Here is a 16,221-nt window from a genome sequence, read left to right on the forward strand (position 1 = left end):
GAGTATACTTATATTGAATTCCTTGAAACTTAATAAGTCCAATATTTTCTCAAAAAAATAGCAATGTAAGCTACCTCCTTTTCTACCATAGTACTAAGACACCTCTTATACGATATATTCAATAGCAAACATTTAAGCATCAAAAAATCACTTAGCGAAATTTGTACTATCTTAGCTATATTTTGTCGCATTACAGAGGGTGGGTAACCACTATATTCCGAATATTCTGTATATTAATGAAAAAAACTCATTGTTAAATTTAATGTATCTAATTCCTGTTATTATCAGAATAAGCCTTTACATAGAAAAGGGGGATATTATGACTGTTCAAGAGAAGAGTAATGAGCAATTGATGGGATTATTACATGAATGGTATGAAGAAATTCGTTTATATCATGTAAAAGAAGCAAAACAAACATACCTAAAAGTAAAAGAAAGTTTAAAAGGACTAGAAGCAGACCACTATGTATCATTCTATTATTCCCTACTGAATTTTAGATATATGGTCTTGGTAGATGCAATGAGTATTACAAAAGATTCTTTTAATCAAATAGAAAAACTCTCTACTATCAAAGATGATTTTTTATTTTTAGCTTACTATTATCATTTCTTTAAGGCAATTCATTCTACAATTTTAGCAAATTATACTGAAGCGAAAACACACTATGAAAAGGCGGAAGAACTTTTAATTGATATACCTGACGCAGTAGAAAAAGCCGAGTTTGAGTATAGATTTTCAACTTACTGTTATCAATCTTATCAACCATTTGAAGCAATTCAACATGTAGTAAAGGCAAAAAAAGTATACCAGAATCATGTAGGCTATGAAATTAATGTTGCCTTATGCGACAATGTATACGGTTTAGCTTGTATAGATCTAAGAGAGTTTGAAAGAGCTGAAGAATGTCTCAATACGGTTATTGATGTTTTTAAAAAGTATAATGAAGAACAATTATTATTAAGAGTACGTCATAATTTGGGCTGGTTATATAATATTCAAGATTTATTTCCATTGGCGATCAGACAGAGTTCTGAAATTATAAATACCCTACCGAATCATTTTAAAGCATTATTTGTCTTAGCAAGAGCATATTATAATTTAGAAGGCATTGAAACAGCAAAATCATATATCGAGCAAGGAATGAAGTATACAAATGAATCAGGAAATGAGGAATATAAGCATCGTTTCGCAGTTTTAAATGAACTAATCACAGAACTACCTAGAATTAAACTAGAAAAAGTAGTTACTGATGCTATTTCTTATTTTGAAAAAGAGGAAATGTGGGATTGTGTAAAAGAATATGCAGGGATTTTAGCAATCCAATTTTATGAGGCAGATAATCATGTTAAGGCAAGCAAATATTTCTATATTAGTAATAATGCTGATAAGAAACATTTGAGAAAAGGAGCGTTAAAATAATGAAAAAGATTAAGAAAATTGTATTAAGTATGGTAGTAGTAAGTGCATTAGCATGTAGCATAATTAGTTTAAATGTATTACAACACTCTTCGTTTAATGGTGGAGATACGCCAGCACCAACAAAACTGATTGTCTCTGGTGGAGTATCTATTGATTAACCTAATACATTTCCTTTATTAAAATCCAGAAAATTCAACTTATTACCTTTTACAAACCGTTGAATGAAAATGGATAAAATCTCGAACCTCTAATCCGAAACATATTTGTTTCGGATTATTCACATTATCTTTTTTATATCCTCCCCTTCAAGCCCAGGAACTCCGTATTTACTAGGTAATGAACTCTATTAAACAATTATTAAATCTCTTTTCATCCAAGTTAAAGTAACTGTAAAGTTCATTTCATTCCTGCCACATTCTTATAAATATATGCATTTACAACAACTATTGATTATTTTTTATTTCATTAATTCTATAATTTCTTTAATACACTTACCATTATCCATTGTTATATCTAATTTCTAATTAAAACCCTTCTTTGTAAGTTTATACCTATATATCGTGTTAAATTGTGTATGGCAAGATAAAACAAGCTGTTAAATTTAAATTATTGTTAGGTAGTTTCTACAGTATGATATTATCACACAATTAGTTATACATATAAAAAAGGTTTCCTGCCTTGTAACAGAAAACCTTTTATGTATTATTAATCTACAAACCTAAAATTTCAACAATCTGACGTGCCTTAGCATTATCTATATAATAATGCATCTCTAACCCTCTTCTTTCTGAACGGAGTACGGTTCCCCTTAATTTTGATAGATGTTGTGAAACAGTAGATTGGGGGATTCTTAATATTTCCGTTAACTGTGTAACATTACACATTTTATGGTGCATTAATTCATTTACAATTTGTAATCGAACAGGATGTGCCATTACTTTTAATACATCTACATCGTCTTCGTGGATTTCAGCTAGATTTTTTCAGATATTAATGTTATCATTTCGCATTCTCCTTTATTATTAATTTCTATTTTCCTTTTATTCTTATAATTAATACTTATAGCTGATTACCATTTGTCCTGTTGAGAAAATATATTCTCTTTTTAAAACAAAAAGGACACTAATTCATTAAAACGTTTTTACTGCTTTAATGAATTGGTGCCCTCTAATTTTTTGAACCAAATATATCTTATTTTAAAGGATATTTTCGATTCTTTTTTCTCACATCTAGTAAAAATTTTGTATTTTCTTTAAAATCCACATTAAGAATATTCTTCAAATTCTGAAAGCATAAGTTTGCGACAAACTTATGCTTTCTATCACATTCCATACCAATCAAGATAGTTAACACTATTAATGTAGTACTAACTATCTTAATTAAATATTAGTAATAGTAAGTCTAAATATTATCAATTCACTTTATATTACATATATGTAAAAATAATAACATGATAAGCTTTTTCAAATTTTTCTCCTGATAAAGATTTGAAATTAGCATTTCATTACTCTCCTTACTGTTAATATGCCTAGAAAAAGAACCCCATAGGGTTCTTTTTCTGTTCATTCCCTAAAGTCCCATATTAATAAAAAAAGAAGAGGGATATATCCTCTCTTCACCAATAAAATCGAACATCTTTACACTTAAGGAAGGGCATACATTCATCAAGAGATGAAATGAACAATAATAGTTCACCTAGTGAATTATAACATAAACCCAATTCCATTAATAGATAATATTAACATTTATGGAATAATTGTGACAGAATTGTTAAATATCTTAATATTAAAAGGCTTTATATGTATGTAAATTGAAAGTGGATAGTGTAAGGATAAAATATAAGGGGGATATATCATGTTTAACAAAAAACAAACATTCGTAACAACGGTAACAGCTTTAACACTAGGATGTGGATTTACATTCGGATTAACACCGGCCTTTGCAGATTTTAACAAGATTTCCGCCAACAATATTCCTGTTCATTCTATTCAGAACCAAGAACAAGAACCTTTTACTGGATATGTCATTTCAGTAGAGAACAATTATTTAGTAGTTGCAGCTACGTCTACAAAAGATGAAGCTCTTGCTTATCAACATGATTGGTGGAATCTAGTTTCTCAAAATAAGATTTTAAGAGTTCCTGTTTCAGATAGTGAAAACTACACATTAGGTGAGAAATTAAATGTATATGCAGCTGCATGGACTAAATCCCTACCACCAATAGCTGTTATGCCCATAATTGAAAAAGTATTTCATTAAATTATATTTAAAATTAAGAAGGGCATCATTCTAATTAGAATGATGCCCTTTATCTCACCAACTTTTTTCTCTTATTAATCAAGCTGTCTAGTGATAAATAAGAAATGGTTACAGTAAGAAAACCCCATCGCGCCTTTTACAAAATAATTTTTTATTTCTCAACATAAAATGATTAGAATTAAATTCCTAATCATAGTACCTACAGTTGTCAATTATCCTCCCTTTTTGAAAGGTCCTATCTTTAATGACAATTCCATTCAAATTTTCCTAACCTAAAATATCCTCTCTATTTCGTTTTCTTTTTAACCCCAATAGTATATATCCTCTTTTAATCTATTATATTCAAGTTACATGCCTTCATTTAGAGATGCTAAATTAACAAATATCTACTAAATGTCTATTAAAAACTCATATTACAATCGTTATCCAGAACCCAAAATACAAACAGATAAAGTACTCTTATTTCCTATTAGTGGCTATATCAGCGTAATTGTCTCTTGTCAGAAGATCCTATAATATTATGTACAACGAAATTAATTTTTCACTAATAAATTGGTGGGTGATATAAGTAAATCCACCTAACGCATCATCAGCAATCTACGTATTAACGGATTTATTCTAAGTAGATTAAAATGAGAGATTGATATCAAATTTACAAAAGGAAAAGAGAACGTTTAATTTGATTAATGTTATAAAACATATAAAGGAGGTTAAAACGTGGTACTCTCAAGACAAGATTCCTGGACGAACGATAACGATTTACTTCTCGCATCCACAGTACTCCAGAATATTCGTAACGGTGGAACACAGTTAACTGCATTCAAGGAAGTAGCAAAGCTACTAAATCGGACACCTGCAGCTTGTGGATTTCGCTGGAATTCATACGTGAGAAAACAATACCAAGAGGAAATACAACAAGCAAAACAAAATCGAGAAGTGGGAAACAATATTTCTCCCTCTCAACAAAAAAAGAAACATACTCTTTATCTATGACATTAGATGATATTATTCTCTTTCTACAAAATTATAAAAAAACATATGAATTTACAAACTTACAAAGTCAAATAAAAACTTTAGAGACAGAAAATCATTCCCTTCTACAACGTGTAACTATGTACGAAGAAGAGTATCGTATGTTACTTAATCATATTGATAAGACAAGAAGTCTAGTTGAAATTAATTAAATAAAGTAGCAAATTACTTTTATACACTTAAGTCGTCACCTAAAAAACTCACTATATATAAATTAAGTTTAAACACTAATAAATAAAGTGCACGTTTACTCTTAATAAACGTGCACTTTATTTAATCCTTAAAACATAAAATTTAATTTTCAACTCATTAACAATATTAAAATTAAGATGTTTGTTTTATAGGTATTTGTTTACTTCTATTCTCAATAAGTCTATCTAATAGTAAGTAAACAAATCCAGAAATAATACAACCCACACCTAAGATTGTAAATAACATATGTCCTAAAAGCTGATCCAGTAATACACCGCCTAGAAGAGGTCCAAATACATTACCTGTAATCCATTGCAGATTAGCCGCCCCCATATAAGTCCCCCTCAAATGTTCTGGAGCTATATTAGCGACGAATGTCATTTGGATAGGTGACATAATCATTTCCCCTACTGTATAAACTGTATAAGCTATTAATAATGAGCCTAGAATAATTAAATCATTTGCGTCTATTACTTGAAACCACTTTGGTAACCATCCTATTGCTAAAAGGCCAACGCCAAAAAGAATAGCACCATATAGCATTGATTTACCAATTGGTTTGTGAGTTAACCACTTTGAAATAGGAAATTGGAAACATACAACCAATAAGCCATTTAAAGTCATTAAATATGGAAATGGATTACTATTTCCAAAAATCATTGTATTCTCATTACTAAAATGAAGTGGTAACATACCTTCCGATTGTGAGAATCCCATAAATATAATGATTCCCGTCACTATATAGAATAGAAATATTCTATCTCTTATAACAACTCTTAACGTAAATCTTATTGACTGTTTATGTGTTTCCTCATGTATCATTATATTTTTAGGCTTTGTTTCCTTTAGAAACAATAACATTAATATTGTATAAAACAGCATGGTTCCAGAAGTAATCAAAAATATGACATCTTTTGATACAACCACAACTGCTGCACCAATTATAGGGCCTATCGCAGCTCCTATATTATGAGCCATTCTAAGTAATCCATATGCCTCAGTTCTTTTTTCAGGTTCTGTTACATCGGTAACCATTGCAGATGCCGCTGGTTCAAAGAAAGAATTACATAGCCCTAAACCAATAGATAAAATGGCATACCCTATAAAACTATCAATAAACAAAAAAACAAGCATTAGTAGCCCATTACTGGCCATAGAGAGTACCATAGTTGGTTTCCGTCCATAAGTATCCGCTATATGCCCTCCAATTAATGAACCAAAACTCGCCGCAATTGGGGATAAAGCTATAACTATACCTACCTCAAGTAGAGAATCCACTTTATCCTTCAAATATAATGCAAAAAATGGCATTAACATCATCATTGCAATACCATTTAAGGCTTCTCCGATAAAGCGGATCCAGACATTAAGATCCATCCCCTTTAATTCTTTCCATGTACTCCTCATATAGTTACCTCGCCTATGCTCAAAGTATATTTTTATCCCAACAAAAGTTTTACTATATTATTATTAAAATCTAAATTTAGTCGGCTATGCTGACCCCCCCCCCCCGAAAAAACCTATCTTTTGATAAAGTAATATAAACTTGTCCCTATAATTTCTAGTGCCTCCTGCATACGTTGAGGAGAAATATTTTCTAAAACGGTATCTTGAGGTGTATGGAATACCTTTTCAACATGATAAATTAGGGGATTCCAACTCTCTACATCCATCCAAATAAATAGTGCTGAGGAAATTCCAGCTTCGTAAAATGGTACATGATCACTAGAATCAAACTTTCCAGTTAATACAACCGATTTCCCTAATGCTTTACTAGTAGCTACTGCGGTATTTGTTACTTCATTTTGAGAGCCATCTAGTGTCATTGCATATAAGTCCTTAGCCTGTTGGTAACTTGTCGCTATCATATCTGCATTAAAAACCCCTAGAATATGTTTCTTATCTGTTGTAGATAACTGATTAACATAATGGTAAGCACCTAAGGATTCATTTTCTTCTGCTCCAAACGCTATGAATTGAATTTCTTTATTAATCTCTATATCTTTAAAATTGTATGCTAACTCTAATAAAAGTCCTACGCCAGAAGCATTGTCATTTGCTCCAGGTGCTCCGATAACACTATCATAATGAGCACTCATTATTGCTACATCCTCATTATCTGTCTTGTATTTGGGCTTTTTTTTCGCAATAACATTTAATGAACTCAAATTCATTTCGTGTTTTGCCTTTAAACTAACTATATTTTTATTATGCACTATTTTATCTTTCATTCTAATTCCCTGATTATAAGCAAGCCCAAATACAGGTATTGATTGTTTCTTTTTTAGAACTGGGTTAAAGGCTTCTCCATAGTTGCCTCTATCCCCAATCGTACTATATAACAATACAGCTTTTGCTCCCTTTTCTGCTGCATACTCAACTTGTTCATTATATTTCTCATACGTATCAGCTTGTTCCAGTAATACTATTTTCCCATGAATTGGCTCAGGTGAATTTTTAATATCGTTCTCTTTTCCTATAGAAACTACCGGCCCTACGACAGGATCTTTAGGTATAGATGCATTAGATGCTGCTCCAACTTGCCATTCTTTTTCTCCATACACACTAAAAGAGATACTCCCAATATATTGATCTGGTACAGGAAAGGCCTGATACTCAACTTCATACCCTAATTTTTTTAATGTATCTCCAATGTATGTAGCTGCTTTATGTTCTTCCTTAGTCCCACTTGGACGTGGACCAATTTTCTCAGACAGAAAACGTGTATGTTCAATAGCTCGACTAGCACGAACCTTATCTGACATGAGAGAACTTTGGTCGTTCTTAGTCATAGCATGTACTAGTATTACATCCTCAGATAAATTACTAATAAGGAAAAGCAACAAAATCCCAAAAGTTACAATAAGCTTCTTTATAAGAGTTAGTTTTTTCATTTGTCCTCCCTATGATTAAAAAAGATTAATAGTAAAACCTTCCCTCCTAACACACTTACTTAGAAGAAAAGGTTCATTAAAATAATCTCTAACTCAAGTTACATGTAAAAATAAATAAACCGATAGTGCCTTTTATATCTCCAAATAATTCATTTTTGTTTGCATACCAGTAATATTTTTATGAAACCAATTAAGAGTCTCCCATGACCTCTTTCTATTCGTATAATCAGTTTCCTGAACCTCAAATACAATTCCTATGTTTTTATCCAAAGTATTGTTCTTCACTTTTAATAAAGTTTCATGTAATAAACTTTCATCAATAGATCCATTAGCCGGATTCTCTCCCTCATAGCAACGTATCTCACTATAAGGAATCGTTAAATGCTTAAAAGAACTAAAATGAAAATGTTTAATATAATCCATTAAGCTTAAATACTTATGAAAATCCTTATATTCAATTTCTTCTTGCCTTAATAATTTAGAAATACCTAAACGTGTAAGATAGGTTATAGACCAATGACATATATCCCATGTTATTCCAACGTTAGATAACTCCAGATTAACCAAATCAGTAAAATCTTCGGGATATATAAATATAGGATCAAAATCATCGCCCAAGTTTCCAATAATGGGTAGGTTTTCAACGCCAATCCATATATCAGTCCCTTTTATTTCCTCATCTAGCATATTAAAGAACTCTATAATCCTTTTTCTATTATCTAGAAGATTATAGTTTTGAAATTCCGCGACATTCATGAATTGATTAGCATGCACTGTTATACCTGATGCATTATACTTTATAGCAAGGTTAATAAATTCATATAGTTGCTTTTTAATAAATTCATCATTGAGATAGTCTGCATTATCAGTAGGAAAATGCAGCGTTAACAAGGATGGATTAAGGGTTTGAACAAAAGACAGGACCTCAGAAAACCTTTTTGTATATGAGTTATCAAATAAAGATGTCCCATCAAAAATATTTGCTTCTAATCCATAGCCTTTTTCAACCCATTTTAAGTCAATCTGTTTACTATCTAAACCAAAGAACGGGACCTGTGGTATTAACATATTCTCTTCACCTACCATGTCCCCCTTACTAACATAAATGCCTCAGCCGCTTGGTATCCAGATTTGGCACCCCATACAAATGCGTTATGTCTCATTGCTTCTATAGAGCGTGGATGAGGAAATTCCCTTAACTCAGATTCATAATGTCTCATCGCACTTAATTTCTCCTCCAAATGATCTTCAATATTCACAAAATAATTAGGAAGAAACTTATCTTTTTCATTATAATTCCACTCTGTAGAAGATAAAGTTTCATATGCAAATACCCATTTGATATTAGTATCTGGCAGAGGGCGTGTCGCTGTCATTACTGCTCTGTAAACAACAGTATGATCAATATTTATATCTCCACCATATTGAGTATAAATAATTGTAGGATTTATTTTTTTAATGTGATTTTCAATCTCTTTCACTACATCAAGTAAGGGTAATGTATCAAGACGATTATCAGGGAAATCTAGTCTTGCAAAACTTTTTACACCAAGTGTAGTACATGCCCCCTCTGTTTCTTTATAAGATAAGTTCTTAACCTCTAAATCTAGCTCTTTATATTCTTTAGCTCTAGAAGATTTTCCCTCTGCAAGTATTACAACATGTACATCATCACCTTGTTTCACATGTTTCGCTATTGTTCCACCAACACCAATTATTTCATCATCCGGATGAGCGGCAAATACAAGTACATTCATAAAATTTTAGACTCCTTTAATTAATTTTTCTGTTTCCTTTGGTCCACAATTTAGTAAAATATCTAAAATAGATAAATGTGGTATAAATTCCCCAAATAATTGCTTGTAGGAATAATCCCTTATTCTTTGGTAGATAATTTCTATATTTTCATTCTCAAAATCATTTTCGTCTAAATAATCTTGCCCTAAACTTCCAGAATAATAAGTACTGGCATTAAATTTCTGACACAACTCTAATACAAAATCACTTTTCTTACCTGTAATCCCCTCTAAATCTGATACATAATATAGTTCCGTATCAATGTTTAATTCACGGATAATAAAATGAATAAAATTCATGTTCATATCATTTAAATTAATCCAATCTTCTGAATAAAAATTTTCTAAATAATCCTTATATACATTAAAGTAAGGTGCATTAGAATAATTAATTCTTATTGCTTTCCAATGCTTCCGTTCCCAATCTTGAGTATTGTCTATCTTTAACTTATTAAATGGAATTTCTTTATAATTCTTCATTTGTATTGGAACAGTTAACCAAGACGCTCCTTGTGAAGTTTTAATACGATTCCTATTTAAAAAACCTTTTTTTTCAAATTGTGCTATATTATGAAATACAAACACATCTGATTTATGAATTTTTTCAAAAAAACCATACCAAGGTAAATAACTTGGTTGGTGGCCACTAATAATCATAGTTTAAATCCTTTCTTTTAAACAAAAACATTTTTTCAAAGCTGCCCCCCAGTATATCTTAGGTCTAGCAATCCCTTTATTATGTGAATATCCTAAATCCGCATACTTTAATTTATTATGAATTGCTAATTCAAACGCATCATTTAGTAGTAAATATGAAGATTGTGAATTTTTCCCTTCGGTATTGTTAATGTTAATCCAATAATATAAAACCTTTTTATCCATTATAAAAATGCTGGAACTAATTAATTCTTCTTCTAAGAATGCCCCTAAGAAAAGGATTTTTTCTTGCAAATTAAGAACTAAATGATAAAAAAACTCTCTACTAAATGAATAACTCGCTCCTATACTTGTATTATGTTCTTGATATAATTGGTAAAACTCATCTAATTCCGCTACAGTTATAGGACGAACTTCAACATTCTGTTTACGTGCATACCTAACACTTGTCCTAGCTTTTCCAGAACACGATGTCCATAAATCCTCAAACCTATTTGGTAGATCTAACATATAAGTTTCTTTATAATCCCACTTTTCTTTACTATAACTTTGAAAAGGATTTATCGTTATAGGTAATAAAAGCTTTTGAATTTTATTTTCAAACTTCTTATTTATTATGGATTCATAAACTGAAAAATCTATTTTATCTTGGCCAATTATTATTGGACCTCCATAACCAATTAAACTTCCCAAAAGCCTACCATCCTGTACATACATAGGAGTTAAAACTACTGTATCTCGTGTTTCTATTAGTACTGGGAAAAATTGAACACCAGGTAATAATTCCATTAACTTTCCCCATTCGTAACTATGAAATACAGAACCATTGTATTCTTCCATACAGGCATCCCAATATTGGGCGTCAGTACATATTTCGATTTCCATATAATCACCTTTTAATTCTTATTCTCTAAATATTTCAGAATTTGACTACATATATACTTAAGGTCCTTATTCACTAAAGGATATTTAAAAGGTATTGATAATACCCTTGGCCATAAATAATCTATATTTTCTGACTCAGTTGCGTATTCGAAAAAATAGGGATCTCACTCAGGGGTAAGTAATTCCAACAAGTTTGTATACCTTTTTCCGCTAAATGTACAGAACACTCATATCTATCAGATGATTCTTTGAATATAATGGTAAAATAGTTTAAATAAACATTCTGAGCTGAAAATATAATCTTAACGCCATACTTTTCTTCAATTTCCTGCAGCATTGTATAACACAGACTAGCGTTGCATATATTTATTTCTAAAATCTTCTTTGTTTTCTGTAGGTGTTTATCAATTAACAATGAACGTACTATAGACATTCTTTTTGGATTTATAACTTCCGTTTTCTCCGGTAAAGAATCTAATTTACTATTATTATAGGAGGGCAGAATCTCTAATTTCCTCCAATAATTAGTAAATAAACTCAGTACTCTACTCTTTTTTATTTTTATAGCTAATTGTGTTTTTAAATGATTCTTATAATCTAAAATTACTTCTTCCTTCTTTTCTTCACCCATGTCACATAATTCACTTATTGTACGATTAAGAAGTAACGCTCCTCCCCCAATACTTGGGATCGGTTTAGTTCCCCCAAAACTTAAAATACCAATGTCGCCTAAACTACCAACTGGCTTTCCATTTTGATAAGAAAACATTGCTTGTGCAGCATCATCGATGATATAAATATTATTTTCTCTAGCCCAGTCAATAATTTCTAAATCGTCATGACATCCATACAAGTGCGTAAGAATAATTGCCTTTGTATTAGCATTCCAATGTTTTTTTATTTTATTAAGAGAAATTGAATGATTAGTGTTTAAATCAATTAATACAGGTTTTGCTCCCACCGTTAATATTGCTTCTATTACATTAGGACAATTAAAGTTTGATAGAATTACTTCATCTCCCTTTGCCACTTTTAAGTACTTTAAACCAACTACTAATGCAGATGTACCGCTATTAGTTAATACAATTTCTGCATCCGGATAAAGAGCTTGAAGACTTTTTTTAAGTTTAGAATCATTAGGTCTATATACACTTTTCAAAAAAAATACATGATCAGATATACTCCAAGGAGAAGAATATATGGAATACTTAATTTTCTTTGGATTCTTAGGATATAGATACTGTGTTTCCATACTTCTCCCCTATTATTATCTCTAGTCCTTTATCTAATGAAATAATTGGTTGATAGTTTAAAAATAATTTAGCTTTCTCTATTGAAGGGATTCTTCTAAAGATTTCAATGCTAGAATTTCGGACTCCCTCTTCACCTAAATCAAGAAATTTAATTTTACTTTTATTGCCCATTAATTCATTAATTTTTATCGCTAGTTCTTCCATAGATATAGGTTTGTTATTGCCAATATTAAAATCTGCAAAGTTTTCTCCTTCATATTCAAAGGCTAGTATAGTTCCGTTAACAATATCACTTATATAACTAAAACATCTAATTTGCTGTCCATCTCCATAAATAGTAATATCTTCACCACTATGAGCTTGTTTTAAAAACTTAGAAATTACAAAGTTATCATTTTGTTGTGAACCGTATACATTAAAATAACGAACCACTCTAATTTTCAAACTATTACTAGCGTATTCTTTCAAATAATCTTCGGACATTAATTTAGCTTTTCCATAAGCTGATTTTGGAATTTTAATATCATTTTCTTTAAACGGAACACTCACTCCATCCCCATATACCTCCGAACTGGAAGAAAACAATAATTTTTCTATGCCATTTTCGTTACAAACCTGTACAATATTTTTCGTGCCTTCAAAGTTCACCCTCACTACATCTTCTTCATTTAAACGGCAATTATCAACACCCACTAATGCAGCTAAATGGATTACCCCATCGACATCAATAAGATTTTCTCTTAATGTTGCAATATCTAAAATATCAATTTCTTTAAAAGGAACATCAATACTTGGTTTAAATTTATCAAATATAACTACTTCATACCCCCTTGCTAGTAACTCCTTTGTAACATGCTTACCAATAAATCCGCTGCCACCAATAACCCCAATTTTCATAAATATTTACCTCCCTATTTTTAATTGATATAGACTTTTTAAAGACGTTATAATATGTTCAACCTCATTGTCTGTAAGAGCACTATACAGTGGTAATGAAATAATTTGATTAAATATCTCTTCCGTTTTAGGTAAATATACGTTAAATCTCTCTTCATAATACGGATGCATGTGAACAGGAATAAAGTGAACACTTAGCCCAATGTTTCTCTTTTTCATTTCTTGAATTACCTGATCTCTACTAACAGGAGAATTAGAATTAATTTTTATAACAAATAAATGCCATGCGTGTTTTACACTTGGATTGTTAGTATAATTAGGTAACGTTATATACTCTTGAACCTCTTTTAATTCCTCTTGGTACCTTTCAGCTATTCTCTTGCGTTTTTCAATCATTTCATCAGCTCTTTTTAACTGACTAATACCCAAACTAGCTTGTAGATCCATCATGTTATATTTAAACCCAGGTAATAGAACATCATAACGCCAGCTTCCTTCTTCACCATAACGATTCCATGCATTTTTGGTGATACCATGCCAACCATATAATCTAGCTTTTTCAGCAATCGATTCATTTTTAGTGACTAACGCTCCACCTTCACCTGTTGTTATATTTTTTGTGGCATAAAAACTGAAACAAATAACATCTCCATGTGTACCAATTAAAGTATTATCATATTTTGTTCCTAATGCATGCGCTGCATCCTCTATCAAAAACAGTCCGTATTCTTTACATAATTTTTGAAGTTCTTTTAATTTAGCCGGATATCCAGCAAAGTGAACTGCAATAATTGCTTTCGTTTTTTTAGTGATTTTTCTTTTAACATCTTGAAGATCAAGACATAAATTCTCTTCATCTATATCTACAAATACAGGTTTTGCACCTACATGCATAATAACGTTTACACTTGAACAAAAAGTAAAACTTGGAACTATTACTTCGTCTTCTAATCCAACTCCCAGAGACAGTAATGCTAAATGTAATGCGGCAGTCCCTGAATTACAACTTACTACATGTTCAGTATTCAGATATTCTTTTAAATTCTCTTCAAACTCTATCACTTTTGGCCCCTTTGAAAGCCATCCAGATTTAAGGGCAGAAACTACCCTATCTATATCTTCATCATTGATTTCCGGTCGATAAAAAGGAATAAACTCTACCATGTAATCACCTACAAACTTATAATATTTTTTTTATATACTGATTCATCTTTAAATATGTTTCTTGTGTCTAAAATTAAACAATTTACCTCGTTAAGCAATTTAAAATTAATGCAATCATGATCCGTATGAACAATAATTAAAGTGTATTTGTCTAATTGACTTAGGTTTAAATCTATAGATTTTTTCAATGTGTTATCGCCCACAATGAGTTCCTCTATAAACGGATCGTAATAATCCACGTTATAGTCTTCTATCATTAAATCATTCATAATATCCAAAGCTGGCGATTCCCTAGCATCATTAACATTCTTTTTATATGCAACACCAACCATAAGAATATCCTTACCATCTTTATCATCTAGTAACTGTAGTGCTCTATTAAGAACGTACTTAGGCATGTTTTCATTAATTTCTCTTGCCACATCAATCATTTTTGTTGCTAAATCCTTATTATTTGCAATCCACTTAAAATAAATAGGATCAATCGGAATACAGTGTCCTCCTACGCCAGGGCCAGGATAGAATTTTTGAAATCCAAATGGCTTAGTTCCTGAGGCATCAATTACTTCCCAAATATTTATGTTTAACTCATTACAAATTTGTGTCATTTCATTAATAAAAGCGATATTTATAAAACGATACGTATTTTCTAATAACTTAGCTGTCTCTGCTACTTCTGGACTGCTTACCTTATGAATATCCTTAATTAAGTTACTATAGAAAGCTGCTGCACAATCGGTACAATTAGATGTAACTCCACCTACGATTTTTATAATATCTTGAATTGAAAACGATTGATTTGCAGGATCGATTCGCTCTGGAGAGTATGCTACAAATATATCTACACCAATTTTAAAATTAGTTTTCTGTTCTAATTTGTATAAAACTTCTTCTCTTGTAGTACCTGGATAAGTAGTACTTTCTAAGATAATTAATGTACCTTTTTTAATATATTTAACTATTTCATCAACTGCTGAATGAATATATGTTAAATCTGGTTGTTTACTAGTTCTTTCTAATGGTGTAGGAACACATATAACTACAACATCACATTCGTTTATATAATCCATTTCTGTACTAACAAAAAATCTATTTGTATGTAAAGCATCTTGGATTTCAGTATCTTGAATATCACTGATATAGCTTATTCCACGTTCTAGTTTTCTTATTTTTACTGAGTTTTTATCAAAACCTCTTACCGCATAACCTACTTCTAAACATTTAAGAGCCGATGGTAGTCCAACATAACCTAGGCCTACATATCCAATACACGCATTTTTATTTGCAATTTTTTCAACTAATAAACTTTTAGTTTCATTATTTAATACTGTGACCATTACTTATCACTTCCCCAAAAGATTTGATATTAAAATGCTTACTAGCAAATAATAACTGTGCGTTCTAAAATCCCATGGATGCATATAAAATACTGAATTAGCAACAAACTACATTTTTGGCACTATCAATCCTCCTAATTTAATAAACATCTAAATTTGTAGAAATTCATGCGAAATATCAAGATGTAATTTATATCTATAATATTCACACGTTATTTTTTGGGATTCAATTGATATTTTTCTATTTTTTTACTTTCTCAATATATAATAATATTTATAATTCAGAAAATTCTTTTTAAAAAAACCAAATATTTTTATATCATTAAAACAATATAATAGTTGTTATATCTACATTTAGTACGATTTTCATCCTTGAATAAAGAAAAAATTATGCTTATAATTATCCAATAAATCCCATTTTTTAGTGATTTAAAT

Annotated in this window: 12 protein-coding genes and 3 pseudogenes; 4 read left to right on the forward strand and 11 right to left on the reverse strand. The window is 30.6% G+C overall.

Annotation, left to right across the window (positions count from 1 at the left end; genetic code table 11):
• Positions 1-319 precede the first annotated feature (319 nt).
• Both N2V92_RS22740 and N2V92_RS22745 read left to right on the forward strand, forming a co-directional pair.
• On the forward strand, positions 320-1,420 hold the full coding sequence (locus N2V92_RS22740) for a response regulator aspartate phosphatase (protein WP_000217976.1): 1,101 nt from the start codon (positions 320-322) through the stop codon (positions 1,418-1,420).
• Entirely contained in the window at positions 1,420-1,578 is a 159-nt protein-coding gene (locus N2V92_RS22745) for a Phr family secreted Rap phosphatase inhibitor (protein WP_000721352.1), read from the forward strand. Before N2V92_RS22740 ends, N2V92_RS22745 begins: the two co-directional genes overlap by 1 nt.
• Before the next feature lie 552 nt (positions 1,579-2,130).
• Here N2V92_RS22745 and N2V92_RS22750 read toward each other — a convergent pair.
• Positions 2,131-2,423, reverse strand: a pseudogene (locus tag N2V92_RS22750) (ArsR/SmtB family transcription factor).
• Positions 2,424-3,274: 851 nt separating this feature from the next.
• Here N2V92_RS22750 and N2V92_RS22755 point away from each other — a divergent pair.
• Complete coding sequence (locus N2V92_RS22755; RefSeq protein WP_016077696.1) at positions 3,275-3,679, forward strand: DUF3221 domain-containing protein; 405 nt, start codon at positions 3,275-3,277, stop codon at positions 3,677-3,679.
• 717 nt (positions 3,680-4,396) lie between these two features.
• Positions 4,397-4,863: pseudogene (locus tag N2V92_RS22760) on the forward strand (RsfA family transcriptional regulator).
• Between the two features lie 172 nt (positions 4,864-5,035).
• Here the strand turns inward: N2V92_RS22760 and N2V92_RS22765 are convergent.
• The 10 genes and pseudogenes from N2V92_RS22765 to N2V92_RS22810 form a co-directional block, all read right to left on the reverse strand.
• Positions 5,036-6,310: an MDR family MFS transporter gene (locus N2V92_RS22765; RefSeq protein WP_016077697.1), complete on the reverse strand. Its 1,275-nt coding sequence runs from the start codon at positions 6,308-6,310 to the stop codon at positions 5,036-5,038.
• 113 nt (positions 6,311-6,423) lie between these two features.
• On the reverse strand, positions 6,424-7,797 hold the full coding sequence (locus N2V92_RS22770) for a M28 family metallopeptidase (protein WP_052497253.1): 1,374 nt from the start codon (positions 7,795-7,797) through the stop codon (positions 6,424-6,426).
• Positions 7,798-7,929: 132 nt separating this feature from the next.
• Positions 7,930-8,865, reverse strand: a complete 936-nt coding sequence (locus N2V92_RS22775) for an endonuclease (RefSeq protein ID WP_003281342.1) — start codon at positions 8,863-8,865, stop codon at positions 7,930-7,932.
• Positions 8,866-8,876: 11 nt separating this feature from the next.
• Entirely contained in the window at positions 8,877-9,554 is a 678-nt protein-coding gene (locus N2V92_RS22780) for a PIG-L deacetylase family protein (protein WP_001101895.1), read from the reverse strand.
• 6 nt (positions 9,555-9,560) lie between these two features.
• Complete coding sequence (locus N2V92_RS22785; RefSeq protein WP_016077700.1) at positions 9,561-10,250, reverse strand: WbqC family protein; 690 nt, start codon at positions 10,248-10,250, stop codon at positions 9,561-9,563.
• A gap of 3 nt (positions 10,251-10,253) precedes the next feature.
• Positions 10,254-11,135, reverse strand: a complete 882-nt coding sequence (locus tag N2V92_RS22790) for a GNAT family N-acetyltransferase (protein ID WP_000401946.1) — start codon at positions 11,133-11,135, stop codon at positions 10,254-10,256.
• A gap of 11 nt (positions 11,136-11,146) precedes the next feature.
• A pseudogene (locus N2V92_RS22795) lies at positions 11,147-12,387 on the reverse strand (aminotransferase class V-fold PLP-dependent enzyme).
• Positions 12,362-13,285 carry an NAD-dependent epimerase/dehydratase family protein gene (locus N2V92_RS22800; RefSeq protein ID WP_000690425.1) on the reverse strand — a complete coding sequence of 308 codons (924 nt, stop codon included), beginning with the start codon at positions 13,283-13,285 and terminating at the stop codon, positions 12,362-12,364. The pseudogene N2V92_RS22795 and the gene N2V92_RS22800 overlap by 26 nt, the downstream one beginning before the upstream one ends.
• Before the next feature lie 6 nt (positions 13,286-13,291).
• Entirely contained in the window at positions 13,292-14,449 is a 1,158-nt protein-coding gene (locus N2V92_RS22805; protein ID WP_000229112.1) for a DegT/DnrJ/EryC1/StrS family aminotransferase, read from the reverse strand.
• Between the two features lie 8 nt (positions 14,450-14,457).
• On the reverse strand, positions 14,458-15,786 hold the full coding sequence (locus N2V92_RS22810) for a nucleotide sugar dehydrogenase (protein ID WP_000259078.1): 1,329 nt from the start codon (positions 15,784-15,786) through the stop codon (positions 14,458-14,460).
• Between the last annotated feature and the right edge of the window lie 435 nt (positions 15,787-16,221).

Source organism: Bacillus sp. CH_48 (genome assembly GCF_038008465.1).
Taxonomy (GTDB): Bacteria; Bacillota; Bacilli; order Bacillales; family Bacillaceae_G; genus Bacillus_A; species Bacillus_A thuringiensis_S.

Coding starts and splice junctions, on each gene's coding strand:
- N2V92_RS22780 (WP_001101895.1), bottom strand. CDS start 9,554: ATGAATGTACTTGTATTTGCCGCTCATCCGGATGATGAAATAATTGGT.
- N2V92_RS22785 (WP_016077700.1), bottom strand. CDS start 10,250: ATGATTATTAGTGGCCACCAACCAAGTTATTTACCTTGGTATGGTTTT.
- N2V92_RS22765 (WP_016077697.1), bottom strand. CDS start 6,310: ATGAGGAGTACATGGAAAGAATTAAAGGGGATGGATCTTAATGTCTGG.
- N2V92_RS22770 (WP_052497253.1), bottom strand. CDS start 7,797: ATGAAAAAACTAACTCTTATAAAGAAGCTTATTGTAACTTTTGGGATT.
- N2V92_RS22805 (WP_000229112.1), bottom strand. CDS start 14,449: ATGGTAGAGTTTATTCCTTTTTATCGACCGGAAATCAATGATGAAGAT.
- N2V92_RS22810 (WP_000259078.1), bottom strand. CDS start 15,786: ATGGTCACAGTATTAAATAATGAAACTAAAAGTTTATTAGTTGAAAAA.
- N2V92_RS22790 (WP_000401946.1), bottom strand. CDS start 11,135: ATGGAAATCGAAATATGTACTGACGCCCAATATTGGGATGCCTGTATG.
- N2V92_RS22800 (WP_000690425.1), bottom strand. CDS start 13,285: ATGAAAATTGGGGTTATTGGTGGCAGCGGATTTATTGGTAAGCATGTT.
- N2V92_RS22775 (WP_003281342.1), bottom strand. CDS start 8,865: ATGTTAATACCACAGGTCCCGTTCTTTGGTTTAGATAGTAAACAGATT.
- N2V92_RS22740 (WP_000217976.1), top strand. CDS start 320: ATGACTGTTCAAGAGAAGAGTAATGAGCAATTGATGGGATTATTACAT.
- N2V92_RS22755 (WP_016077696.1), top strand. CDS start 3,275: ATGTTTAACAAAAAACAAACATTCGTAACAACGGTAACAGCTTTAACA.
- N2V92_RS22745 (WP_000721352.1), top strand. CDS start 1,420: ATGAAAAAGATTAAGAAAATTGTATTAAGTATGGTAGTAGTAAGTGCA.